Source organism: Acinetobacter sp. GFQ9D191M, from assembly GCF_011174875.1.
GTDB lineage: Bacteria > Pseudomonadota > Gammaproteobacteria > Pseudomonadales > Moraxellaceae > Acinetobacter.
The window spans coordinates 1-23,648 of sequence record NZ_JAALGV010000021.1 but is presented as its reverse complement, the minus strand read 5'-3'; the positions used below and the strand labels follow the sequence as shown (position 1 = coordinate 23,648).

Genomic DNA, 23,648 nt, shown 5'->3' with positions numbered 1-23,648 from the left:
GAAATAAGCTTACTTTTAGAAAGTATTTAAGTATTTTCTACCTGCATATTGGGATATTCGACCCAGCGATAATCCTTAACTTTAATATCCCGAACATGATGAAAGCTGGACCAGATCAGTTTGCTACCTTTACTCCATTTTAATGTAGAGATACGAGATTCAACTTTCTCAATCTCTTCCGCTGTTGCAGGACGTAAAGAGCCAATCTCTGCATATAAACGTACACCGGGATAATGCTTAAATTTTCCCTTGAACATGGAACTTAACCAGAACAGTTTGCTGCTATTCACAGCCTGAATGCAGGCAAGTGGCTGATGCTGTAAATTTTCAGAGAAGGTGGTGGAGTAAGTATCAAAAAAGAAACCTGTACTAGACTGCTGATCCAGAAAGACAGTTCCGATCGGAGTAATACTAGGAAAGCCTCGGGGATTGACGGTTGCGATCGAACAATGCATTGCTGCACGCTGCGCATCTGCAACAACTTGACGGATATTTTGCCATTCAGAAGGGGAAATCATGATGTTTTCTCTTTATTATTTTAATCAAGCTTAATCTGTATGTCTAAAATAGGCATTGCCATAAAAATATTCAGGCAAGGGCAATTTAACCAATTAAATATATTAGGTAAATTCCCTGTAAACGAAAAAGAGCCGATATGGCTCTTTCAAATTTTAGAAATGGAAAAATGAATTAACCATCATATTCCACATAATCCCACAGGTTTAAGCGCGCTTTAATTTCTTTGCGGATATTCGGCAACATCGGGAGTAATGTCCCGTCAATCCATAAACTTAAAGCTTGTGCAGAAATCAGTTGCTGTTGTTCATCGACCAGTTGCGCGCCTTTAACCATCACCAGTGTTTCTTCAGAAGCTTCGGTTTCAACACCTTTGAATAGCACCTGTAATTCATAACCGGTATCCTGAATCAGCCATTCCAGTTCGACCTGGATATTCTGATTAGATTTAAGTACGACCTGACCTTCGACCAAATCCGAATCAGACAGGCAGTCATGTTCAACCCGTATTTTGGCTAAAAACCATTCTTGTTGAGACAGATCCTGCAAGGTCTTAACAGGGGTGAGAATATCACTGAGTTTAAACTGACGACTTAAATCAAAAAATTGCATGGGAGTGGAAAGCGAAAATTCGCAAAATACTGGAAAAGTGTAATTTTAGAGCAATCAACGGAATAGGTAAAACCTTTGTAGGTATTGATCTGATTAATATATAAGAAATAAGCTGAAAAATATAAGTATAAAAACCCGATTTAGAGATTTAGTCAATTTTATATTGTTCAGCTTATCACCAATAAAGATTTAAAATATCCAAAGCCAACTATCAATTAAGGAAAAATCACATTAAATGTAATTTGATTGCAATGTATCTGTCATTACATTAACCATTCTCCCGGGAATTTTGTTGCCAGATTCATCATATAACGCTGGAACTGTGTCGTTTCAGGGTCATGATTATGCTGAATGACTGAACCATTTTTTTGGTGTTCCAGCCAAATGATCTCACCCTCTTTATCTAACTTCAGTTGATAAGCCATTCTGGGTAAATACTGGTTTAAGGACTTGGTAATTTCATCTTGAAGTTGATCGGATTCAATCACCAGACCGACTTCAGTGTTTAAATAGGCAGAGCGTGGATCAAAGTTAAAGGAACCGATAAATACCATGCCATCCAGATCAAAGAATTTAGCATGTAGACTGGAGCTGTTCTTATTTTTGGCCGGAATAATATTACCGGTCATAATTTCATACCAGGTCCGTTTTGGCCGTTCAATATAAGGTTTGAATTCCCAGAGCTCGATTCCATTCTTGAGCAGCTGTTTACGGTATTGCTGATAATAGGCATGAACCAAAGCAACATCATTTGCTTGGAAAGAATTGGTTAAAATTCTGATTTTGACACCCTGTTGGGAACGTTTACTTAAATAATCCGCACCTTCCTGAGTAGGAATGAAATAAGAAGAAACCAATTCCAGGTGGTCTTTGGGTTCACCCATGAGTTCCAGCATATGGGTATAAATATAATCGCCATTCTGGGCGCTACGACGAACCTTGGAAGGGGCATCGGCAACAAAATAGGCATTTCCCCATTTGATCGGGCGCTTTCTCAGTTGTTCATCAATCTGCTGCTCCGCAATACCGACTCGGCGTTTCAATTCATTTTTATCGACTTCATCTTCTTTAAATTCAGTTCTTAGTCGTTTTAAAAGTTGTGGATTACCCGAATCATTTAGAACTTGTCGGATATCATAGCTCAGATCATCGTTCCAGAATTTGATAAAGGTTTGATTCGCATCGTGTGCTGGCTTTCCGGCAAAGAAAATATCAACATCGCTAAACTGAAAATCCTTACTGGCATCAAAATATTCACTACTGATATTCCGACCACCTGTGACCGCTGCCGTACCATCCGCAATAATAAGTTTGTTATGCATACGCGGATTAATATATTTCATACGGAATCCGTAATCCAGGGCACGCAATTGACGGAATTTATAAGGATTAAATAGTCGGACTTCGAAATTAGGATGCTGGGCTAAGGCCAGCAACTTATCATCCAGTTGAGTCCCGTTCTGGTCATCAATCTGAACCCGAACCTTCACGCCACGGTCTGCGGCTTTTAATAATTGGGAGAGGATCATGTTGCCAATATAGTCATCTTTCCAGATGTAATATTGCAGGTCGAGATGGTATTTGGCTTGATTAATCAGATATAACCTTGCCGCCATACTCATAAAACCGTCATATAAAGGCAGATAAGCCGTTTTCCCTTCCTGAATCTGTGGCAGTTGTTCCTCTCTGATCCAGTGGGTCGATTGTACTGGAGTAATAGCTTCTTCTTTTGCTGTATTGGGAGCTAATTCACAGCCAGAAATAGTCAGGCTAAAAACAAAAATACTTAAACATGTAATTGACGAGGGCTTAGTCATTGATGTTCCATTAGTTATAGGGGTTTTATTCCTCAACTAGTGATGTTAATGGTTGAATCTCCGAATAGAAAGAGGTTACTGTTAACCATCTGTAAATCAGTAATAAAAGGATCGTTTTACATGAAATCACGTGCAGCGGTTGCATTTGGCCCAGGTCAGCCATTAGAAATTGTGGAAGTAGATGTTGCTCCACCAAAAGCAGGTGAAGTACTGGTAAAAATTAGCCATACTGGCGTATGTCATACCGATGCATTTACCTTGTCTGGTGATGATCCGGAAGGCGTATTTCCAGCCATTTTAGGCCATGAAGGCGCGGGTGTGGTCGTTGAGGTAGGTGAAGGCGTGACGAGTCTGAAACCGGGTGATCATGTGATTCCACTTTACACAGCAGAATGTGGTGAATGTCTGTTCTGTAAATCGGGTAAGACCAACCTGTGTGTAGCGGTTCGTGCGACTCAGGGTAAAGGTGTAATGCCAGATGGAACTACCCGTTTTTCTTATAATGGCCAGCCGATTTATCATTATATGGGCTGTTCAACGTTCTCTGAATATACAGTCGTTGCAGAAGTTTCTCTGGCGAAAATTAACCCTGAAGCTAACCATGAGCAAGTGTGTTTATTAGGCTGTGGCGTGACTACAGGTATTGGTGCAGTACATAACACTGCTAAAGTACAGGAAGGCGATAGCGTCGCTGTATTTGGCTTAGGCGGTATCGGTCTTGCAGTTGTACAAGGTGCTCGCCAGGCCAAAGCTGGTCGTATTATTGCCGTGGATACCAATCCAGATAAATTCGAACTGGCTAAACAGTTTGGTGCTACTGATTTTGTGAATCCGAAAGACTATGACAAGCCAATTCAGCAAGTGATTGTGGAAATGACCGGTTGGGGCGTAGACCACTCTTTTGAATGTATTGGTAATGTCGACGTAATGCGTTCAGCACTAGAATGTGCACACCGCGGCTGGGGTCAGTCTGTGATTATTGGCGTAGCAGGTGCAGGTAAAGAAATCTCAACTCGCCCATTCCAGCTAGTCACAGGCCGTAAATGGATGGGTACGGCATTTGGTGGTGTTAAAGGTCGTTCTCAATTACCGGGCATGGTTGAACAGGCCATGAAAGGTGAAATTCAGTTAGAACCATTTGTGACACATACGATGCCATTAGAACAGATCAATGAAGCCTTTGATCTGATGCATGAAGGCAAATCGATCCGTAGCGTGATTCATTTTGATTAAAATGATTTAGCGATTTAAACTTCATAAAGGCCGGTAAACACCGGCCTTTTATTTTAATAATTAAAATATATCAGATACATTTGCCTATCAAAGCACCACAGAGCTTTACCTAAAAAACACAAGGCTTCTAAGGTCATTACATGCCAGATGCTTATAGTGAATAGAAGCGTATCGATAGACGCGATTAAAACCATGTTTAAGAATCATTTTAAAGAATAAGGATAAGCTCTATGTCGAATGATAGATTTGATCGTATTAAAAATTCTCCTAAAGATGTCCGTGATGATTTAAATGCCGATCCAATTAGCGGCGAGCCAGGTGCACATCCTATTGGCACAGGCGTAGGTGCCGCCGGTGGCGCAGCTGCAGGTGCAGCGGTCGGTGCAGCAGGCGGTCCGGTCGGTGCAGCAGTAGGCGGTGTTGTTGGGGCAGTGGTCGGTGGTCTCGCAGGTAAAGGCGTAGGCGAAGCTGTGAACCCGACTGAAGAAGCAGCATTCTGGCGAGATAATGCCGTTGAAACCCCTTATTATTCAGATGCCCGTACCACGTATAGCGATTTAGATTACGATCGTGACTATGATGCGGCCTATCGTGTCGGTTATGAAAACCGTGGAGCATATGATGCCAATACCCGTTTTGAAGATGTAGAAAGCGATCTGAAAGTAAAATGGGAACAGGCAAAAGGCCAGTCACGTCTGAACTGGGAACAGGCAAAATTTGCAGTACGTGATGCATGGAATCGCGTAACCCGTTAATTGCAAATGCCAAAACCAAGATCTAATATGCTCTTGGTTTTAAGGAAATGGGCAAAGTCTGCTGACCGTCACGACTTTGTCCATTATTAATATCTGAAAGGTTAGAATTCTAGGGCAATAAGTAAAAGTATAAATACTGATAAATATTTTTTTATATTTACTACTTGTCAAAACTGGATAGAGCGCGTATTTTAATTTCAGATTCACATTTTTATGAAAGACATAAACATGTTAAAGCAACCTATCATTTCAAACGCTTATTTTTATTTCTGGCAGTTTAGATAATTGCCTGAATGCGTTTGGGCAATGAAAAGGTTGCCCACCAGTTAATACCTGATCGGCAACCCTGATCAGGTTTTTTTATGCATGTGATTTAACAATTTTTTGGAGACAGCCATGACAAACTTTAACTATTCATACTTTAGCAACTTTTATTGGTCTTACTTTAGCCAGTTAATGACGCTTTCGACATCTTCGATTAGACCCATAACGCTCAAATAAAAGTTTGGACTGATTGCCAGTCCCAGGATTTAAAGTCATGAATATTGCACATACATCACAACAACATCAAACAGAAACCATTTTAGCTTTACCACAGCAGCTTAAGCAGCAATTGCCACTGTCTCCGCAATTGGCTGCACAAATCGCTGAACAGCGTCAAATTATTCAAAATATTTTAGAGGGTAAAGATCACCGTTTAATGGTGATTACCGGACCATGTTCCATTCATGATGAAGCTTCCGCACTGGAATATGCAGAAAAATTAAAACAGCTTCAGGAACAGGTTTCTGATCAAATTTTCCTGGTTATGCGGGCTTATATTGAAAAACCACGTACCACCGTAGGCTGGAAAGGCTTCCTGTATGACCCAGAACTCGATGACTCATCCAATATTCAATTGGGTCTGGAAAAATCTCGTGCACTGTACCTAAAACTGATTGGCATGGGCCTGCCGATTGCCTCAGAGATATTAAGTCCAATGGCGACAGCGTATTTCGATGATCTATTGGCATGGGGTGCGATTGGCGCGCGTACCAGTGAATCACAAATTCACCGTGAAATTTCCAGCCATATGCCGTACAGCATCGGTTTCAAAAATGGGACAGATGGTTCGATTCAAATTGCTCTTGATGCTATTCAGTCAGCTTCCAATCCACATCAGTTCATGGGCATGAGCCAATCGGGTCTGCCGTGTATCCTGAGCTCAAAAGGGAATCCAAAAGCACATTTGATCCTGCGTGGTTCAAATAGTGGTCCGAACTACCAGTTGTCTGAAATTGAAAAAATTAAAGCGAAACACTCAACCGATTTGCCGGCCCTGGTTATTGATTGCAGTCATGGCAATAGTTCAAAAAACCCAATGCTACAACCTGAAGTGCTGGAGCAGATCGTCGCTGAACGTTTGCACAGCAATGTGCGGGGTGTAATGCTCGAAAGTCATTTGGTTGATGGCAATCAGAAAATCTCTGAAGATATGGTTTACGGCCAGTCAGTGACTGATGGATGTCTGGGCTGGACAAAAACCGAGCAATTATTGTTAAATATGGCTGATTCACTGCGATGCGAAAGTTTAAAGCGTAGCGCTTAAACTCACGATCTTATCTTTCCTCAATTCGTTGAGGAAAGATAAGAGGAAAGATATTATGATCGGATATGGTTGTTCAGAAGTATTTTTCTAAATGCTGAAAGCAACAATTCGATATTTTGAAAATTAAAACAATGAGTATTAAAACGATTTTAAAAATTGAATAAAAAATAATTAATTTAAAAAACAAACAATAACAAAAATTATTAGAGATCAGCCTGACACTGTTTTTAAACAGCGGATGAGTAATGATCCTAGGAAGCTTGCTATGTATACAACTGAATTGCTCGATGAAGCACGTAAATTTATGCACCATATGCTGACCAAAGTCGTTGAATATGGTGGTTCCGATCTTTTTATTACAGCTGATTTCCCGCCCAGTATCAAACAGCAAGGGTTAATGAAACCGTTTGGCCAGCAGAAACTCACAGCCGATAAGACCCGTTTGTTTGCTTATGCCTTGATGAATGAGCGACAGATTCAGGAATTTGAATCGGTGATGGAATGCAATTTTAGTATTAGCATCCCGGGCGTGTCGCGTTTCCGGGTTAATGTCTTCCAGCAACAGCACAATGTAGGCATGGTGATTCGAATCATTACGACAGATATTCCAAGCTTTGAGCAGTTAGGCTTACCAGCTTCATTGCAACAGGTCATCATGCAGAAACGTGGTTTGGTGCTGGTAGTTGGTGCAACGGGTGTCGGGAAATCGACTACATTGGCAGCCATGATTGATTATCGTAATACGCATACTGAAGGGCATATTATTACGATCGAAGACCCGGTGGAATATGTCTATCAGCATAAAAACTCGATGATCACCCAGCGTGAAATTGGTGTAGATTGCGTTTCCTGGCACAATGCACTGATTAATACCATGCGGCAGGCACCTGACGTTATCGTGATTGGCGAAATCAGGGATACAGACAGTATGGAGCATGCAATTGCCTTTGCTGAATCTGGCCATTTATGTCTTGCAACACTCCATTCTAATAATGCCGATCAGGCACTGGACCGGATTATTAACTTCTTTCCAGAAGAACGCCGTAATCAGTTACTGCTAGATTTATCAGCTAATATCAAAGCCGTGATTTCTCAGCGGCTAATTCGCACTGAAGATGGTAAAGGTCGTCGGGCTGCGGTAGAAATTCTGCAAAATACTCCTTTAGTTTCTGACCTGATTCGTAAAGGTGAATTCCATGAACTTAAAACGATTATGGCTCGTTCGCGGGAACTGGGCATGCAAACCTTTGATCAGGCATTATTTGATTTATATAACCAAGGCATTATTTCTTATGAAGAAGCCTTGCGTAATGCAGACTCCAGCAATGAATTACGTTTGCAAATCAAGCTGAAGAGCAGTCGTATTAATCCTGTTTTACAGGCAGAAAATGCCCAGATTTCACTTCTGGAACAGTCCAGATCGCGTGCACTTTCTCCTGATTAATCTTGGCTTTTTAATAAACAGACTACTATTCAGTTCAATAGAACTGAGTCATAAATCTTCTTTAATGGTGGCTTTTAAGCAAGGCAGTTTTAGGCCACCTATCTAATTTTTTAATTTTATCCTTACTTGCCTGGTGAATTCAGTTTCACCGTCTTGCATTTATCCTGAATATGATCTTTTTCATTGTAATATTCTTTTAAAATGAAATAGGTTTTAAAAGGCAATATATGTCTACTTAATTGATATTTAATTGAACTACATCACATAATATTCCAAAAATATTTTCTTTATAAATCAAATCTGTTTGAGGCTTTAAAAAAAACGCTGCACAATAAAAATCAAATGATATTGGCATGAATCAAGCATTTAAATTCATGTAATTGTGTATTTCCAGGGGAAGAGAATGTTCACGGCAGAACTGTTGGACGAAGCAAAAAAATTCATGCATCACATGCTGACCAAAGTAGTGGAATATGGGGGCTCAGACTTATTTATTACCGCAGATTTTCCACCGAGTATTAAACATCAGGGCTTAATGAAGCCCTTTGGACAACAAATTCTTACTGCTGAAAAAACCAAACTGTTTGCTTATAGCTTGATGAATGATAAACAGCGTCAAGAGTTTGAAGCTGAACTAGAATGTAACTTCGCGATTACTGTACCGGGTGTATCGCGCTTCCGGGTAAATGTTTTTGTACAACAGCTTCAGGTCGGGATGGTAATCCGGACCATTACGGCAGAAATTCCAAATTTCCAGAAACTGAAATTACCAGAATCATTGAAACACGTGATTATGGAAAAACGCGGTCTGGTACTGGTTGTAGGAGGAACGGGTTCAGGTAAATCGACCTCTCTGGCAGCAATGATTGACTACCGCAATGAAAATTCGGCGGGGCATATCATTACCGTGGAAGATCCGGTGGAATATGTACATAAACACAAGAAATCCATGATTACTCACCGTGAAGTTGGAGTCGATTGCCATTCCTGGCACAATGCGCTGAAAAATACCTTGCGTCAGGCCCCCGATGTAATTCTGATCGGTGAGATTCGGGATACCGAAACCATGGAACACGCAATTGCCTTTGCTGAAACCGGACATTTATGTTTGGGTACACTGCATTCCAATAATGCTAACCAGACTTTGGACCGGATTATTAACTTCTTCCCGGAAGAACGCCGTAATCAGTTATTAATGGATTTATCTTCGAATATGAAGGCGATTATTTCCCAGCGTCTGATTCGTACTCAGGATGGAAAAGGGCGTCGGGCTGCAATTGAAATCATGTTAAATACACCTTTGATTTCTGATCTGATTCTAAAAGGTGAGTTTCATGAGCTGAAAGCCATTATGGGCAAATCTCGTGAACTGGGCATGCAGACTTTCGATCAGGCCTTATTTGACCTGTATAACGAGGGTGCGATTTCTTATGAGGAAGCATTGCGTAATGCTGATTCGACTAATGAATTACGTTTACAGATCAAGCTGAAAAGCAACCGCCAGGATAATCCTGCTGCTGGAGAAGCAACACAATTCACGATGATGCAAGAACCGAAAGCTGAAGAAAAAGAACAAGAAAATACTTCAGCATCTGAATAAATACATCTTCGTATCAGAATTAAAACAGGCAGTTCATCTGCCTGTTTTTTTATTATATTTAGATATTAACTTGTATTAGGCAGTCTTAACTTGAACGACCAGTTTAAAGTAAACAATACTGCATAAGGTGAGTAAACTACAGAGAATAAAGGCGAACTGATAACTATAAGTCGCAATAAGCGCCCCAATCAGTAGCGAACCGACCGCAATTCCTACATCATAGAAGGTATAAAAGGTCGAAGTAGCATAACCAATCCGATGTTTCGGTGCACGTTGAATGGCCACTGTCTGGATGCAAGGTTGTGCGCTACCAAAACCGACACCAATCAATACCGCAGCCAGTAAGAATCCCCATAAAGTCTGAATCTGACTCAGTAAAAAGAGTCCTAAACTAAATACTAATAGCGCAGGATAAATCACATATTGTGGGCCTTTGCGGTCGTAAATTTTTCCGGTAATTGGGCGCAAACTCATCATGGAAATAGCGAATACGACAAAGAATAAACTGGCATAAGCCATCAGATTTTTACTGGCAGCAAAAGGCGCGATAAAAGACATGATACTGGCATAAGAGAAGGAAGTCAGAGCAGCGAGTACCGCAACAGGCAGCGCTTTCTTTTCTACAACATCAGACAACGCCAGTCCTTTTTTATCAGGAATAGTTTGAATGATGTTCTCAGACTCTTTGACCGGAATCATTAAGCAGAAAGCAAATCCGATAAAAACTAATGCAATCAGCAATGTTGTGATCTGAAAATAAGACCAGTATTCAATCAGACTTAAGCCAATCAGTGGCCCTAAAACAATGCCCAGATTGACTGACATGACGTAATAGCCCATGCCTTCGCCTTTACGCTGTTCTGGAATAAACTGATTCACTACAGGAACACAGACGGTAGTCAAAATACTAAACCAGATCCCATGCAAAAAACGGATGATAAATAAGGTCGTCAACTGATCGGCAAGCAGGTAGGCTAGGGAAAATAGACTGAAAAAGATTCCAGAAACAATCAGAGTTTTACGGATACCCAATTTCTCAATAATCAGGCCGCTAAATGGTCGTACAGCAATCGCTGAAATCATGAACAAGGTCATGGCCAGACCAGCTTGGGCTAAGTTTCCGCCTAATTCTTTCAGAATATAAATCGGTAAAATCGTGGTTTGTGCAAAATAGAAAATAAATAAAAACAGGTTATTGGCCAGACACAGCACAAAAGGCTTGGTCCATAAAGGCAATAGATTGGATTTCATAATTTTCCTAAATTGATCTATAGGGAAATGCTACGGTGAACATGAATATTATTTTTATAAAGCAGCCTGAGCTATCTGATGCGAGTGATAGCAGGTACAGCAAAGACTTTAAGAAAAATGTGTGAAAAATACAATAAAATTCCGATATAAATACATTGTATTTGATGGTGAGCTTTAAATACGAAGTTTTCAATGCGTAAAAAAATCAGCCCGCAGGCTGATTCTTATTTTTCATGTCAAATCGAAGTGGCTTATAGGCCAGCTTCATATTCTGTTTTAGACAATAGCTTTTCTACATCTGCCATATTGTCCGGTTTGATTTTATAGATCCAGCCTTTGCCGTACGGGTCATCATTAATGAAGTCAGGATCATCTTCAAGCGCAGCATTGATTTCAACCACTGTACCAGAGACAGGTGCATGAATATCAGAAGCGGTTTTTACTGATTCAACCACGCCAGCCTGTTCGCCCGCAGTAATATGTGAGTCAAGATCTGGTGCTTCTACATAAACCAGATCACCTAATGCATCCTGTGCATGGTCGGAAATACCGGTCACAACAAGATCACCCTCAATGCGTACCCATTCATGTGTACTTGCGTACTTTAATTCTGAAGGATGATTCATTGATAACTCCCTAAAAATCTTAAGATCATTTTTGATATGTTTTATACATTCTTTTTGGTCAAAACAAAAGGTTTATCCATGCTTATAAATAAGGATCTTTACGCCAGTTGCTCGGGCTACGACCACTCCAGCGCTTAAACGCCCGACTAAAATTGGCCACATCACTATAGCCAAGTTCATCAGCGATCTGCTCCAGAGTAAAGTCTGTACGGGATAATAAGGAAGTGGCATGCCGATAGCGCACTTCATCCACCAGCGTCGAAAAAGAAGTACCTTCAGCGGCCAACTGACGCTTTAAGGTTCGATCTGACATATGCAGGCGTTCAGCTACGCTTTCAATACTCAGATAATGCTGTTCGGAATGAGTCAGAATATCCCGCACCCGCATGGCAATCCGGTGCCGTTCACCAAGTGCCGATAATTCAGCTTCACACTGGTTAATCGCAATCTGGCTAGCAATCGGATCAGCGTGTACCAACTTGTTCATCAGGTAGCTTTTATCAAAGCTTAAAATTAAATGCGGCTGTTCAAAACGGAACTGATGCGTAGGAAATTTCGCCATGAAGCGCTCAAAACCTTCCGGTTTTTTGAAATCAAAGTCGATTTCACCGGTTGCATCGTTAACCCCGGTAATGGCTTTGGCCATACTGATCAGGCCAATCATCAGGGCAATTGAAATTTCGGTGCGAAGCGGTTCCAGCTGAATATCAGTTTGCAACTGTACGGTTGCCTTAGCGCCAAAGGTCGAGAAAAATAGCTGCAGGAAGGGTAAACGTAACTGAATGAATCGGTTCGCTAGCACCAGAGCTTCGGTAATATTATTCGCCGTCATGATGGCATAACCGATAAAGCCATGAATCGAAATCCGCATCTGGGTACCTAAGTGATAACCCAGTGTCGGTTCACCAGTGAGCTTCAGGGCATGCTTGACCAGTTCATTGGCCACAGGGGTCGGAATACGGTAATCAGGATCTGCCAACTGTTCACTGGTCAGGCCAAAAGGCTTAAAAAGCGACTCATTATTATACCCCCAGCGGGAAATGACATCGAGAAGCAAGAGACCGTATACACCTGGAATACCTTGGTCTTGGCGTGGAGCTATTGTTTTCATGCGCGATCCGTTGCACTCATTCAAATTTTTTTATTTTCACTTCATATTGGCATGAAAAAGCCATTTTCTTGATAAAAATTGTTGGACAAAGCTGTGGCAATTTCCACAAGCAGATTTTAATCAACTTAAAGCAGAGTAGCTCAACTTAAAGTTGGAAATCAATGTAAACCAGAGATATTTTAGGGATTTAATTTTAAGCCTACAGATTTCTATTAATTCAGAATAGGGCTGTTTTTTGAATAATCTGGAATTTAAAAATGCTTGTGGAATAGTTGATATTCCCATAAAAGCAAACCGAAGCATGGCTATTCAAGTGACTCAAATAGAATGCTTCGGTTTCTGTTGTAGAGCTTAGCTACTACTGAATAGAGCGATTATGCTTCGTGTAAGTTATCAGTTTTGGCATGTTGCTGTACCAAGAACCCGCCGGTTTGACGCTGCCATAGCTGCGCATAGATTCCGTTTAAGGCCACCAGTTCATCATGCGTACCTTGCTCGGCAATTTTACCTTGATCCATCACAATCAGACGATCCATCTGCGCAATGGTAGAAAGACGATGCGCAATGGCAATAACCGTTTTACCTTGCATCAAATCATCCAGACTATTCTGAATAGCCGCTTCAACCTCAGAATCCAGAGCACTGGTGGCTTCATCCAGAATCAGAATCGGCGCATCTTTCAAGAATACCCGGGAAATGGCAATACGTTGGCGCTGTCCACCAGAAAGCTTCACGCCACGTTCACCTACATAAGCGTCATAGCCTCTACGGCCACGCAAATCAGTCAGATTCGGAATAAATTCTTCTGCTTTGGCCTTGCGTACAGCTTCAAACATCTCTTCATCAGTTGCATCTGGACGACCGTATTTTATATTTTCAGCAACGGTACGATGCAGCAAAGACGTATCCTGAGTGACCAGCGCAATATTTTTACGCAGACTGTCCTGAGTGACATCGGCAATATCCTGGCCATCAATCAGAATACGGCCCTGATTCAGATGATAGAAATGCAGTAACAATTGAATCAGAGTTGATTTACCGGCACCGGAACGACCTACGATGCCGATTTTTTCACCCGGACGAATGGTCAGATTAAACTGGTCAATGACCGGTTTTTCATTATAGGCAAAAGTGACATTATCGAATTTAATCTCACCGTGTTTCAGTTCCAGTTCTTTCGCATCTTCTTTGTCTTGAATATTGATTCGACGACCTAGAGTTTTCATCCCGTCCTGAATAGTACCGACATTTTCAAACAGGGCAGAGGTCTGCCACATCATAAACTCGGCAATACTATTCAGCTTTAATACCATCGCTGTGGTGGCTGCAATAATCCCTAGCTGCGCCTGACCTTGCATCCAGAGCCAGATCGCAGTTCCCAGCACACCTGCATATAGCACAACACTCAGCATCAGAATGCTGATTTCGTATTGAGCGCCCAGACGCATCTGTTTATATACCGTAACCATAAATTCCTGCATGGAGGATTTGGCATACTGGCTTTCACGACCCGCATGCGCAAAGAGTTTTACGGTCTGAATATTGGTATAGGCATCAGTCACACGTCCGGTCATGACTGCACGCGCATCCGCTTGTAAGGATGAAATCTTGCTTAATCTTGGAATGAAATAGCAGGCGGCACAAATAAACAAGAATAGCCAGACCATAAGCGGCAGGATGAGTAAGGGTGAAATAGCACCCAAAACAATATTAATCGTGACGAAATAAATCAGCACATAAGCCAACATATCGCCCAAAATGACCCAGAATTCCCGGATCGCCAGCGCCGTTTGCATGACTTTGGCCGATAAACGTCCGGCAAAATCATTATGGAAGAAGTCCAAACTCTGTTTGAGCAATAAATTATGGAAGCGCCAACGCAGACGCATCGGGAAATTACTGTATAAAATCTGATGCTTGATCAGGGACTGGGCACTGGCAAACAGGATATTGGCCAGCAAGATAATACTCAATAAGGTCAGGTTGCTGGCATGTTGATCTAAAAAAGTCTCTGGCTGACTTTGACTCAACCAGTTCACCAGATCACCAATTTTTGAATACAGTAAGGCCTCAAAACTGGCTGCACCTGCGGTACACAATACTAGAATCAGCAAATAACGGCGTACCCCATAAGCTGCTTGCCAGACAAAGGGGAAAAACCTGGTGGGTAAAGGTTGATTCAGGTTTTTGGTGGGATAGGGGTCTACCAGCCGTTCAAGCCATCGAAACATTCACGTACTCTTATCATGTATTTTCTTTGCGAGGATTATAAAGGATTCTGCTTTTTGAAGTCTGAATTTGAGTGAAATTGCCACAAATGTTTAACTAAATCAAACTTTAGGTTGCAGAGCAGAAACTCATGCCAGATTTATGCCAGCTGATATGAAAACTAAAAATAAGAGCTTGAAATCGTTTAAAATACTGAGAATAAAAAAGCCCGAAATAGAGATTATGTCGGGCTTAAGTTAAGAGGTTAGTTTAAGTGATAATCGGAGATGAAGAACTCGCGTTAAAAGATTCTTTAAAATCACTTCCAGAAGGCGCCTGATAAACTTTCAATCCAAATTCCGGAATAATCGCCAGAATATGGTCCATGATATCTGACTGGATATTCTCATACTCTGCCCAAACCGTCGTATTGGTGAAAGCATAAATTTCCAGTGGCAAACCTTCGCTGGTCGGTTGTAACTGACGCACCATCAATGAGAAATCTTTAGCAATACCAGGATGCTGTTGCAGATAAAATTCCAGATAAGCGCGGAACGTTCCTAAATTGGTCAGACGGCGCTGGTTGTATTGTGAATGATGCTGGAGCTGCTGGTTAAACTTCTCTAGTTCTTCTGATTTGGTATTCAGATATTGATCCAGCAGGATAAAATTTTTCAGCTTGTTCTGTTCTTCAGCCGTCATGAAATGTACGCTGGTTTGATCAATATGAATTGAACGTTTGATCCGGCGGGCACCCGCTTCCTGCATGCCGCGCCAGTTTTTAAAGGTATCAGTCACCAGTTTATTGGTCGGAATCGTGGTCACAGTCTTGTCAAAGTTCTGCACAGTCACTGTATGTAATGACATATCAATGACATCACCATCGGCATTTAGGGTCGGCATTTCAATCCAGTCACCAATACGTACCATGTCATAAGATGAAATCTGAACCGAAGCCACCAGTGACAGAATCGTATTTTGAAAGACCAGCATCAGGACAGCGGCCATCGCACCAAAGCCAGCGAGCAAGGTGAATACATCTTTTTTCAGGAAAGTGCCTAAAATCATCAAGCCACAAACAATGAAGATGATCAGCTTGACCAGCTGTAAATAACCTTTAATCGGCTTGTTGCGTGACTTGGGATTGCGCTGATAAATCAGGTTAAAGATATTCAGTAATTCACCGAGCGCCAGAGCAATGGTCAGGAAAATAAATGCCTGAGCACCCATTTGTACAAAAGTTTGTACCTTGTCGGATAAATGCGGGACAGTGGTAATCCCGTTCATGATCACGATTGCCGGAACAATATTGGAAATCCGGCGAATCACACTATGTTCAGCAAAAATCTGATTATTGGCAAAGGGCATTTTGGAAATCAGTTGACGAATGCCGCGTACAACAATCTGTTTGGCAAACACATTGGCAAGGATGGCCAGTAAAATCACAATACTCAGTGAAGATAACATTTCCAGCCATGGGTACTGATCGGCCCAATCTCGAATATTCTGAATAAAATTAAACTGTTCCAACTGATCTTTCTCTTTAACTCAAAAAATTTGTTAGAGTTTATAGGTTTAAACGCAATTTTTTAATCTTGGATAACCTTTTAAAACATATCTTTCTTAGAGGAGGCGAACTTAATCACTATTCAGGCATTTATTTTTTCCTTCAGGTTAATTCAGATTAAATAGATCAATGGAAATTGATTGGTTAATGGCTAGGAAATGTGAAAAATTGATATAACAGCCTAGCTTGTATTTTTTCTAACTTTAAAAAATTAAAAAAGGTCAGAGTGAATTAAAGAATTTGGTATAGCGTTTATTATGTTAGTTCAACATAACTTAATGTTTATTTTACATTTTATATACTTACTTTTTTTAGGGGATAGTGCTAGGATTAAAATCATATAATCTTAATCATTAAAAATGAAAAATCTTCAAATAGTTATAGCACAAGCTTACATTCCTATGAACTGGAACATATTGAGCAATCAATAAGCCATGAAATTAATAACACTATATTAGAGATAGTGGTTAATGATGAATCTTTTGAAAAAATTGATTGTTACTTGTATTCAAAGAAAGATCCGAAAAAAATTCTTAAAAGCTCTATACATTATGTAATAGCACTCTTAGAAAGAGCAAAGTATAGGGTAGAAAAAGTTCAGCAAAATAACGTGAGTCCTTTGCATATCTGCTTATACGTGATTAAGAAAATTGAGGGATTTATTGCATATTTACAGACTAAATTTTAGTTATTAGCGCTTTCATTTAAGGCTCGTTATATGAAATCTGAAGTTTCCAAATAGGATTTGAATTGAGTGAAATTTGCTATCTATTAATACAAGAATATGCAAAAGACAAGCTGACATAGACTTAATGAAACAGATTAAAAAAACCGGCAAGTATGCCGGTTTTTTTATTTATGCTTTTCTTTTAAGGAAAATGTGCTTACCACATTAAATCATCAGGAATCACATAAGCTGCATATGGATCTTCTTCATCAGTAGTTTCTTCATTTTTCTCTGAATTATTCACGATGATAAAGCCTTCCATTTTTGAATTGATACGATCCGCCAAAGCTTTAGGCAGGAAAGCGTAACTCTCATTTTCACGCGCAATCACCAGACTGCCAGCGACCAGCGCATTATAAATCTGCTGGTTGATATAAACTTTCTTGATCTTGCTATCATCAATAAACTGATAACTGATCTCACCATCCGTATCGCGGATTTTATGCTGGTTAATCATCTGCATGATGGCAGCTTTGAGTTCTTTTTCCTGCAACTGGGCTTTTTTCGCCTGTTCAATGGCTTGGTCTTTAGCCAGCTTTTCCTGTTTGTCCTGCTCAATCTTGGCCTTGATTTCGGCTTCTTTACTGTCACCTGTGCGTTTTTCATGTACAGCCTGTTTAGACAGTTTTTTGGCTTTTTTATTATCGACCAAGCCTGCCTTTAACAATTGTGCCTGTAATGCATTTTTAACCATGAGAATTTCCAGAAATTAGTCGTGTTGATGTCGATAACGTAAATAGATCACCCAATAGGTCAGGCTAAGCAGCAGGCTTAACACTGTAGGGACCAGGAATGCATTTAATTTTAAATAAGGATAAATCCAGCTGGCAAGTATGCCACCCACCAAAAAGCCGGCCAGAATCAGCATATGCAGGATCACTTTACGAGATTCTACTACCAGACCACGCAGGCGATAGCCCATAGCCAGACCTAAATCGGTCAGTACACCAGACAAATGGGTGGTCCGGATAATCGCACCTTTATAGTGGCTGACCATGGCATTTTGTACACCCATCGCGACACAGGCCCATAACAAGGCATAACGCGGGAAATAGGGCAATAACAGCCAGCAAATGAATATAAAAAAAGCCACTAGGCTTAAAGGATAACCATACAGGCGTCCCAAGCGAAAGTGACTATTTCCTAAAATCAGCCCGCTATACATCGAGCCAATCACATAACAGAGCGTAACCAGAATCAGATACAAAATCTGGCGTGGTTGCCAGTCCAGCAGCGCCATCGCCAGCATACTGACGTTACCGGTCATATGTGAAACGGACTGATGCAACACGGTCACCAGTCCTAATACATTAATCATTCCGGCATTTACCGCAAGGAAGAATGCACCCAATTGAACCCACGATGGTAAACGCTGTAATGGCATGGCAATATCATTAGCAAAACATCTTGATTCTTCAATATAAAATCAATCTGTAGCGCGGTCTACTGCTGTAGTAAATAAAACATCGGTAGATGAGTTGAGTGCAGTCTCGGTAGAGTCCTGCAATACACTGATCACCATACCAATCGCCACCACTTGCATCGCGATATCTGAAGAAATCCCGAACAGGCCACAAGCCACGGGAATCAGCAATAGTGAACCACCCGCCACACCTGAAGCACCACACGCAGACACAGTTGCTACGATAGAAAGAATTAGCATAGTGGTGAAGTCAACATTAACACCTAAAGTATTTACTGCAGCTAAAGACAACACGGTAATCGTCACTGATGCACCAGCCATGTTAATTGCTGCACCTAAAGGAATTGCTACGCTTGAAGTAGTCTCTTTCACACCTAAGCGTTTTGCCAAGTCCAGGTTTACCGGAATATTGGCAGCAGAACTGCGGGTAAAGAATGCGGTAATACCACTTTCACGTAAGCAGGTAAACACCAGTGGATATGGATTGCGACGGGTAATGAAACCCACCATTAATGGGTTAATCACTAAGGCTACAAATACCATGGTACCCAGCAGAACAGCTAATAAATGCGCATAGCTAGTCAAAGTATCAAGACCGGCTTCGGCAAAAGTCACGGCAACCAGACCAAAAATACCCACTGGTGCAAAGCTGATTACCAGACGAATTACATAATTGATGGCATTGGCAGCGTCATTTAAACAGGTTTTAGTTGTGTGCGATGCATGACGGAAGGCAATCCCTAACGCAATTGACCATGCCAGAATCCCAATAAAATTCGCTTCAGCAATGGCAACCACCGGGTTCGCCACAAAGCTCAGCACCAGATTTTTGAGAATTTCACCTAGGCTGCCTGGTGGCTGTAAATCACCTTGCGCTGCAATATCCAGGAACAATGTGCTTGGAAATAAAATACTGGCGATGACAGCACTTAATGCTGCCAAGAACATGCCGACAGCATACATCAGCATAATAGGTCTTATCGTTGAATTGGTCTGGCCAACCTGGAAATTTGCGATTGATGCAAGAACCAGAATGAAAACCAGAACTGGCGCGACGGATTTTAGTGCCTTAATAAACAGATCGCCCAACAGGCTTAAGGAAGGTGCAGCTTCAGGAAATAATAGAGCCACACCAACACCTAAAATAATGGCGATGATGATTCGGGAGACTAAACTCAGACGCGATAGGGCAGAAAACATAAGGTTGCCTTGTGAAAATTACGAGGGCTAAATGCGAAAAAAATTTGCGTTATTTTATACTTAAATTAAGGATCGCTTAAAATATATTTTTAGATAATATTTAAGTGACTGAAAATTAATAAATAATTAAGATGGTTTTTTATCTTGATCGTATTATTTCCATACAAAATTCTTAGAAATAGCCAGATTTACTGATTGGTTTTTAATCTTTATTTTTTAAATGAATATAGAATTTAAATCAATCATTTCCAGTTATGTTTCAGTTCAATTCTTTGCATGACAGCATGTCTATCATGCAAGGAATTAAAAAATCTTAAATCATATAATGTTGAGGCTTCTCGAAGATTTCCGGAGCCAGATCCTGAATTGCCTGAAAATGGGTTAGATAAATCCGTCCACTCAAATGTGTCATGAGTTTGGAGGCTTGCAAGCGGTCGAATACCGGGCCTTTCACTTCTGCAAAGTGCAGGCGAATATTTAGTTTGGATAATTCAGCATTGAGCTCTTCCAGCGTTTCCAAAGCACTCAAGTCAATCGCACTAATACTAGAGCAGTTCAAAATCACATGCTCTAACTTGTCATTTAAACTTAACTGATTAATCAGATAACCTTTAAGAGTATGCGCATTTAAAAAACTTAGGTTTTCATCAATACGCAGAGATAGAACCCGATCAGAAGTCATCACCTGATGACGCTGGATATTCCGGAAATGCTGGGTGCCTTCGACCAGACCCACGACTGCAATATGAGGGCGGCTGATGCGCCATAGCATAAGAATAAAGGTCGAAATAATCCCGACGATTAGACCGGTAGTAATATCCAGTAATACCACACCAAAAAAAGTAATCCACATGGCAATGCCATCAGCTTTGGAATAACGCCAGGCATCGACGAAAGGCTGGAAATTGACCAGTTTCCAGATAGACACAATAATGGTTGCAGCCAGAATGGTCAGCGGCAGATCCTCAAAGAAGCTGGTAAAAAACAGACTAACCACGACAATCAATAAAGAAGACAATACGCCAGCCAAAGGTGTTTTGGCGCCAGCGTCAGCATTAACCACAGTACGTGACAGACTACCGGTTACAGGAAAGGCGGAACTGATTCCGGCACTGATATTGGCTACACCGAGCGCAATCAGTTCCTGATTACTGTTCAAATTGCTACGCTGCTGTAGCGCCGTTGCCTGAGCAATAGAGAGAGATTCCACAAAACTGATCATGGCAATCATGCTGGCACCCGGTAATAAGGTCATCACCAGTTCCCAGTTCCAGTGCGGGAAAGACAAGGGCGGAAAGCCTGAAGGAATTTCTCCGACCGTTTTAATGCCTTGAACTTTTAAATCCAAAAACAGAACGGCAGCAATACCGAGAAAAACCAGAATCAATGGAACCGCCCGAACCAGAAAATCAGTCGAACCGATCCGGCTTTGTATGGCTTGGGATTTTAATAGTTTTGGCAGATAAACCAGTAAACCGATAGAAAGCAGGCCAAAGATCAGACTCGGAAGATGCAAAAGTGGCAAATATTCAATCAGGCTTTTCACCAGCTCGGGAATATTATTGGCTTTTAAAGGCAAATCCACCAGAAACTTGAACTGACCAAAAGCAATCAATAGAGCCGAAGCAATAATAAAACTCTGAATGACCGGATGGCTGATCAGCTGAATTAAAAAGCCGAAACGGAATACACCTAAAAGCAGGGAAATAATGCCGACCATCAATGCCAATAAAGTTGCCGCTTCAATATAGACCGGAGAACCCACTTCAAATAATGGATTCAGTGTGGCAAAGGTCATCATGGAAATGATGGCTACTGGTCCAATCGATAAGGTCGTACTGCCGCCCAATAAGGCATAAATGATCATTGGTAGAATACTGGCATAGAGTCCCATAATCGGTGGCAAACCTGCCAGCATGGCATAGGCCATCCCTTGGGGTACCAGCATCGCGACGACAATCAGGGCAGCCAGTACATCTGATTTTAATTTCACTGGGCTGTACTGACTTAACCATGACCAGGCAGGGAGTCTATTGAGCAGTCTAGACTTAAAATTTGGCATATACAGGTCTAAATCACAAATATAGATATATTATGCACAAATTCTGCTAAGAAGTCTTAGGATATAAATAGGTGATCATTCACATTTTAAAAAATGAATGAGGGGACAAAGGATCAAGGCAAAAGACTTAAAACTCTCAGTAGAGAAAATTTAAATCAGGCAGATCGCTTTAAAATAAAACAGGACGAATGAGGTAAATTGCAGCTTTAAGCGACTGCTTGATTTACACAGTAGATTTGATAAAGCTTTTTTAACATTTCTACCAGGTTCTGGTCTTTGATCGAATAATAGATCTGTTTACCGTCTCGACGGGTATTTACCGCATCGCTTTTACGCAAAATCATGAGCTGCTGAGACAGGGTTGGCTGTCTGATGTCGGTAATCTCTTCAATTTGAGAGACATTCAGTTCATTTTGGGAGAGATGACATAAAATGAGCAGTCGGTCCGTATTGGCCATTAACTTTAAAATACCGACAACCTGTTGAGCTGAATCCCGCATCGCGGCAATTTCAAGATCGGTTTTCATTTACTATGTCCATTTATACAATTACAGCCCGCGAATTATACGACTCGAACAGCGTGAATTGATGGATAGAAAGCGTGAATTACTATGGTTTTTAATGAATTGTGTTATCAAGAATAGTTATAATTTACTAATTAAAATATAAGATAATTTTATCGTGTTCCGGTTTTTTAGGAAGAAGATGTTTCATTTCAAACTGCTATCGTGATTCCATCTTGTTTCAGGCATCTACAAAGCCGGAAAATGCTTGTATCATGTAAATACATCTTGGCGAATAACATCAAGGATATTCTAATGACTACAGATTCAGCTTTTCCAACACCTGCCAATTTAGGTATCGCGGTTTATAGCAATAATGCAGAGGCAATTGGTAATACCCCTCTGGTTCGTATCAATCGTGCCATTTCAGGCGGAGCGACTGTACTTGCGAAAATTGAAAGCCGTAACCCGGCATTTTCGGTGAAATGCCGTATTGGCGCAGCCTTGATTGCTGATGCAGAAAAGTCAGGTAAATTGAAGCCGGGCATGCACATTGTTGAGCCAACCAGTGGTAATACCGGTATTGCGCTGGCATTTGTAGCAGCGGCTAAAGGCTATGATATTACCTTAACCATGCCATCCAGCATGAGTATTGAACGCCGTAAAGTGGTGAAAGCATTAGGTGCTAATTTAGTACTGACAGATCCAGCCAAAGGCATGAAAGGCGCGGTGGAAGAAGCACAACGTCTGGTGAATGAAAATCCTGAACTGTATTACCTGCCACAACAGTTTGAAAATCCAGCTAACCCAAAAATCCATGAAGAGACGACCGGTCCTGAAATCTGGGAAGCGACTGCAGGTAATGTCGATATTCTGGTAGCGGGTGTAGGTACAGGCGGTACGATTACCGGTATTTCACGCTTTTTTGAAAAAGTGAAAAACAAGCCGATTTATTCAGTTGCTGTAGAGCCTGCTGAATCTGCCATTATTGGTCAGGCAAAACGTGGTGAGACACTCACTCCAGGACCACATAAAATTCAGGGTATTGGCGCGAACTTTATTCCAAAGAATCTGGATCTGGATCTGGTCGATGAAGTGATTGCCATTACCAGTAGCGATGCAATGGAATGGGCACGTAAAACTGCGACTCAAGAAGGCATCTTGGTGGGTATTTCAAGTGGTGCTGCAATGGCTGCAGCTGCGCAACTGGCTGCACGTCCTGAAAATGCAGGCAAAAATATCGTGGTGATTCTGCCAGATGGTGGTGAGCGCTATTTATCTTCAATTCTTTTTGAAGATATTTCTGCTGAGTAAATATTTAACAAATTAGTTTCACTAAATCTCGAAAAAGCCTGAAGTCATCTTTGGGCTTTTTTATTGGACTTTATGTCCCGTCCTGAAATAA

At 41.2% G+C, this 23,648-nt stretch carries 19 protein-coding genes and 1 pseudogene; 7 read left to right on the top strand and 13 right to left on the bottom strand.

Annotation, left to right across the window (positions count from 1 at the left end):
• Window positions 1-26: 26 nt before the first annotated feature.
• The 3 genes from G5T77_RS03840 to G5T77_RS03830 form a co-directional block, all read right to left on the bottom strand.
• Window positions 27-518 (bottom strand): pyridoxamine 5'-phosphate oxidase family protein, encoded by a 492-nt coding sequence (locus tag G5T77_RS03840; protein ID WP_159122904.1) that lies wholly within the window; start codon window positions 516-518, stop codon window positions 27-29.
• A gap of 172 nt (window positions 519-690) precedes the next feature.
• Complete coding sequence (locus G5T77_RS03835; protein ID WP_125278624.1) at window positions 691-1,128, bottom strand: hypothetical protein; 438 nt, start codon at window positions 1,126-1,128, stop codon at window positions 691-693.
• Between the two features lie 263 nt (window positions 1,129-1,391).
• Window positions 1,392-2,945, bottom strand: coding sequence for a phospholipase D family protein (locus G5T77_RS03830; protein WP_166138148.1), 1,554 nt, complete (start codon window positions 2,943-2,945; stop codon window positions 1,392-1,394).
• 120 nt (window positions 2,946-3,065) lie between these two features.
• Between G5T77_RS03830 and G5T77_RS03825 the strand changes: the two genes are divergently transcribed.
• From G5T77_RS03825 to G5T77_RS03805, 5 genes are all read left to right on the top strand, one after another.
• Window positions 3,066-4,178 carry an S-(hydroxymethyl)glutathione dehydrogenase/class III alcohol dehydrogenase gene (locus G5T77_RS03825; protein ID WP_166138145.1) on the top strand — a complete coding sequence of 371 codons (1,113 nt, stop codon included), beginning with the start codon at window positions 3,066-3,068 and terminating at the stop codon, window positions 4,176-4,178.
• Between the two features lie 230 nt (window positions 4,179-4,408).
• Window positions 4,409-4,933 carry a hypothetical protein gene (locus G5T77_RS03820; protein ID WP_159122907.1) on the top strand — a complete coding sequence of 175 codons (525 nt, stop codon included), beginning with the start codon at window positions 4,409-4,411 and terminating at the stop codon, window positions 4,931-4,933.
• A gap of 538 nt (window positions 4,934-5,471) precedes the next feature.
• The gene (locus G5T77_RS03815) at window positions 5,472-6,521 is read left to right on the top strand and encodes a 3-deoxy-7-phosphoheptulonate synthase (protein ID WP_166138142.1); all 1,050 of its coding nucleotides are present in this window, start codon (window positions 5,472-5,474) and stop codon (window positions 6,519-6,521) included.
• A gap of 265 nt (window positions 6,522-6,786) precedes the next feature.
• The gene (locus G5T77_RS03810) at window positions 6,787-7,965 is read left to right on the top strand and encodes a PilT/PilU family type 4a pilus ATPase (protein ID WP_166138139.1); all 1,179 of its coding nucleotides are present in this window, start codon (window positions 6,787-6,789) and stop codon (window positions 7,963-7,965) included.
• Window positions 7,966-8,368: 403 nt separating this feature from the next.
• Complete coding sequence (locus tag G5T77_RS03805) at window positions 8,369-9,565, top strand: PilT/PilU family type 4a pilus ATPase (RefSeq protein WP_125278619.1); 1,197 nt, start codon at window positions 8,369-8,371, stop codon at window positions 9,563-9,565.
• A gap of 75 nt (window positions 9,566-9,640) precedes the next feature.
• Here G5T77_RS03805 and G5T77_RS03800 read toward each other — a convergent pair whose 3' ends face one another.
• The 5 genes from G5T77_RS03800 to G5T77_RS03780 all read right to left on the bottom strand — a co-directional run bounded on the left by G5T77_RS03800 (window position 9,641) and on the right by G5T77_RS03780 (window position 16,291).
• Window positions 9,641-10,816, bottom strand: coding sequence for an MFS transporter (locus tag G5T77_RS03800; RefSeq protein ID WP_166138136.1), 1,176 nt, complete (start codon window positions 10,814-10,816; stop codon window positions 9,641-9,643).
• Between the two features lie 251 nt (window positions 10,817-11,067).
• Window positions 11,068-11,442, bottom strand: coding sequence for a glycine cleavage system protein GcvH (gene gcvH / locus G5T77_RS03795; RefSeq protein ID WP_166138133.1), 375 nt, complete (start codon window positions 11,440-11,442; stop codon window positions 11,068-11,070).
• 82 nt (window positions 11,443-11,524) lie between these two features.
• Window positions 11,525-12,553 carry an AraC family transcriptional regulator gene (locus G5T77_RS03790; RefSeq protein WP_104426084.1) on the bottom strand — a complete coding sequence of 343 codons (1,029 nt, stop codon included), beginning with the start codon at window positions 12,551-12,553 and terminating at the stop codon, window positions 11,525-11,527.
• A 374-nt stretch (window positions 12,554-12,927) separates the two neighbouring features.
• The gene (locus G5T77_RS03785) at window positions 12,928-14,784 is read right to left on the bottom strand and encodes an ABC transporter ATP-binding protein (protein WP_159122912.1); all 1,857 of its coding nucleotides are present in this window, start codon (window positions 14,782-14,784) and stop codon (window positions 12,928-12,930) included.
• Between the two features lie 247 nt (window positions 14,785-15,031).
• Window positions 15,032-16,291: a mechanosensitive ion channel domain-containing protein gene (locus tag G5T77_RS03780; protein ID WP_125278616.1), complete on the bottom strand. Its 1,260-nt coding sequence runs from the start codon at window positions 16,289-16,291 to the stop codon at window positions 15,032-15,034.
• A 396-nt stretch (window positions 16,292-16,687) separates the two neighbouring features.
• Here G5T77_RS03780 and G5T77_RS17430 point away from each other — a divergent pair.
• Window positions 16,688-17,016: pseudogene (locus G5T77_RS17430) on the top strand (hypothetical protein).
• Window positions 17,017-17,212: 196 nt separating this feature from the next.
• On the opposite strand, the gene G5T77_RS03770 reads toward G5T77_RS17430, so the two are convergent.
• The 5 genes from G5T77_RS03770 to G5T77_RS03750 all read right to left on the bottom strand — a co-directional run bounded on the left by G5T77_RS03770 (window position 17,213) and on the right by G5T77_RS03750 (window position 22,267).
• Window positions 17,213-17,749 (bottom strand): DUF2058 domain-containing protein, encoded by a 537-nt coding sequence (locus tag G5T77_RS03770; RefSeq protein ID WP_104426088.1) that lies wholly within the window; start codon window positions 17,747-17,749, stop codon window positions 17,213-17,215.
• Between the two features lie 15 nt (window positions 17,750-17,764).
• On the bottom strand, window positions 17,765-18,439 hold the full coding sequence (locus G5T77_RS03765) for a YoaK family protein (RefSeq protein ID WP_104426089.1): 675 nt from the start codon (window positions 18,437-18,439) through the stop codon (window positions 17,765-17,767).
• Window positions 18,440-18,481: 42 nt separating this feature from the next.
• A complete protein-coding gene (gene sstT / locus G5T77_RS03760; RefSeq protein WP_004785593.1) occupies window positions 18,482-19,678 on the bottom strand; it encodes a serine/threonine transporter SstT in 1,197 nt (398 codons plus the stop codon).
• A gap of 313 nt (window positions 19,679-19,991) precedes the next feature.
• Entirely contained in the window at window positions 19,992-21,740 is a 1,749-nt protein-coding gene (gene sulP / locus G5T77_RS03755; RefSeq protein ID WP_166138130.1) for a sulfate permease, read from the bottom strand.
• Window positions 21,741-21,946: 206 nt separating this feature from the next.
• Window positions 21,947-22,267 (bottom strand): metalloregulator ArsR/SmtB family transcription factor, encoded by a 321-nt coding sequence (locus G5T77_RS03750; RefSeq protein WP_104426093.1) that lies wholly within the window; start codon window positions 22,265-22,267, stop codon window positions 21,947-21,949.
• Between the two features lie 291 nt (window positions 22,268-22,558).
• On the opposite strand from G5T77_RS03750, the gene cysK reads away from it, so the two are divergent.
• Window positions 22,559-23,557, top strand: coding sequence for a cysteine synthase A (gene cysK / locus G5T77_RS03745; protein WP_166138127.1), 999 nt, complete (start codon window positions 22,559-22,561; stop codon window positions 23,555-23,557).
• The last annotated feature ends 91 nt before the right edge of the window (window positions 23,558-23,648 follow it).

Bases quoted from the DNA above. Each gene is read 5' to 3' on its own strand.
- G5T77_RS03790 (WP_104426084.1), bottom strand. From the start codon at position 12,553: ATGAAAACAATAGCTCCACGCCAAGACCAAGGTATTCCAGGTGTATAC.
- G5T77_RS03820 (WP_159122907.1), top strand. From the start codon at position 4,409: ATGTCGAATGATAGATTTGATCGTATTAAAAATTCTCCTAAAGATGTC.
- sstT (WP_004785593.1), bottom strand. From the start codon at position 19,678: ATGTTTTCTGCCCTATCGCGTCTGAGTTTAGTCTCCCGAATCATCATC.
- G5T77_RS03800 (WP_166138136.1), bottom strand. From the start codon at position 10,816: ATGAAATCCAATCTATTGCCTTTATGGACCAAGCCTTTTGTGCTGTGT.
- gcvH (WP_166138133.1), bottom strand. From the start codon at position 11,442: ATGAATCATCCTTCAGAATTAAAGTACGCAAGTACACATGAATGGGTA.
- G5T77_RS03815 (WP_166138142.1), top strand. From the start codon at position 5,472: ATGAATATTGCACATACATCACAACAACATCAAACAGAAACCATTTTA.
- G5T77_RS03835 (WP_125278624.1), bottom strand. From the start codon at position 1,128: ATGCAATTTTTTGATTTAAGTCGTCAGTTTAAACTCAGTGATATTCTC.
- G5T77_RS03750 (WP_104426093.1), bottom strand. From the start codon at position 22,267: ATGAAAACCGATCTTGAAATTGCCGCGATGCGGGATTCAGCTCAACAG.
- G5T77_RS03830 (WP_166138148.1), bottom strand. From the start codon at position 2,945: ATGACTAAGCCCTCGTCAATTACATGTTTAAGTATTTTTGTTTTTAGC.
- G5T77_RS03765 (WP_104426089.1), bottom strand. From the start codon at position 18,439: ATGCCATTACAGCGTTTACCATCGTGGGTTCAATTGGGTGCATTCTTC.
- G5T77_RS03810 (WP_166138139.1), top strand. From the start codon at position 6,787: ATGTATACAACTGAATTGCTCGATGAAGCACGTAAATTTATGCACCAT.
- G5T77_RS03785 (WP_159122912.1), bottom strand. From the start codon at position 14,784: ATGTTTCGATGGCTTGAACGGCTGGTAGACCCCTATCCCACCAAAAAC.
- G5T77_RS03770 (WP_104426088.1), bottom strand. From the start codon at position 17,749: ATGGTTAAAAATGCATTACAGGCACAATTGTTAAAGGCAGGCTTGGTC.
- cysK (WP_166138127.1), top strand. From the start codon at position 22,559: ATGACTACAGATTCAGCTTTTCCAACACCTGCCAATTTAGGTATCGCG.
- G5T77_RS03805 (WP_125278619.1), top strand. From the start codon at position 8,369: ATGTTCACGGCAGAACTGTTGGACGAAGCAAAAAAATTCATGCATCAC.
- sulP (WP_166138130.1), bottom strand. From the start codon at position 21,740: ATGCCAAATTTTAAGTCTAGACTGCTCAATAGACTCCCTGCCTGGTCA.
- G5T77_RS03825 (WP_166138145.1), top strand. From the start codon at position 3,066: ATGAAATCACGTGCAGCGGTTGCATTTGGCCCAGGTCAGCCATTAGAA.
- G5T77_RS03840 (WP_159122904.1), bottom strand. From the start codon at position 518: ATGATTTCCCCTTCTGAATGGCAAAATATCCGTCAAGTTGTTGCAGAT.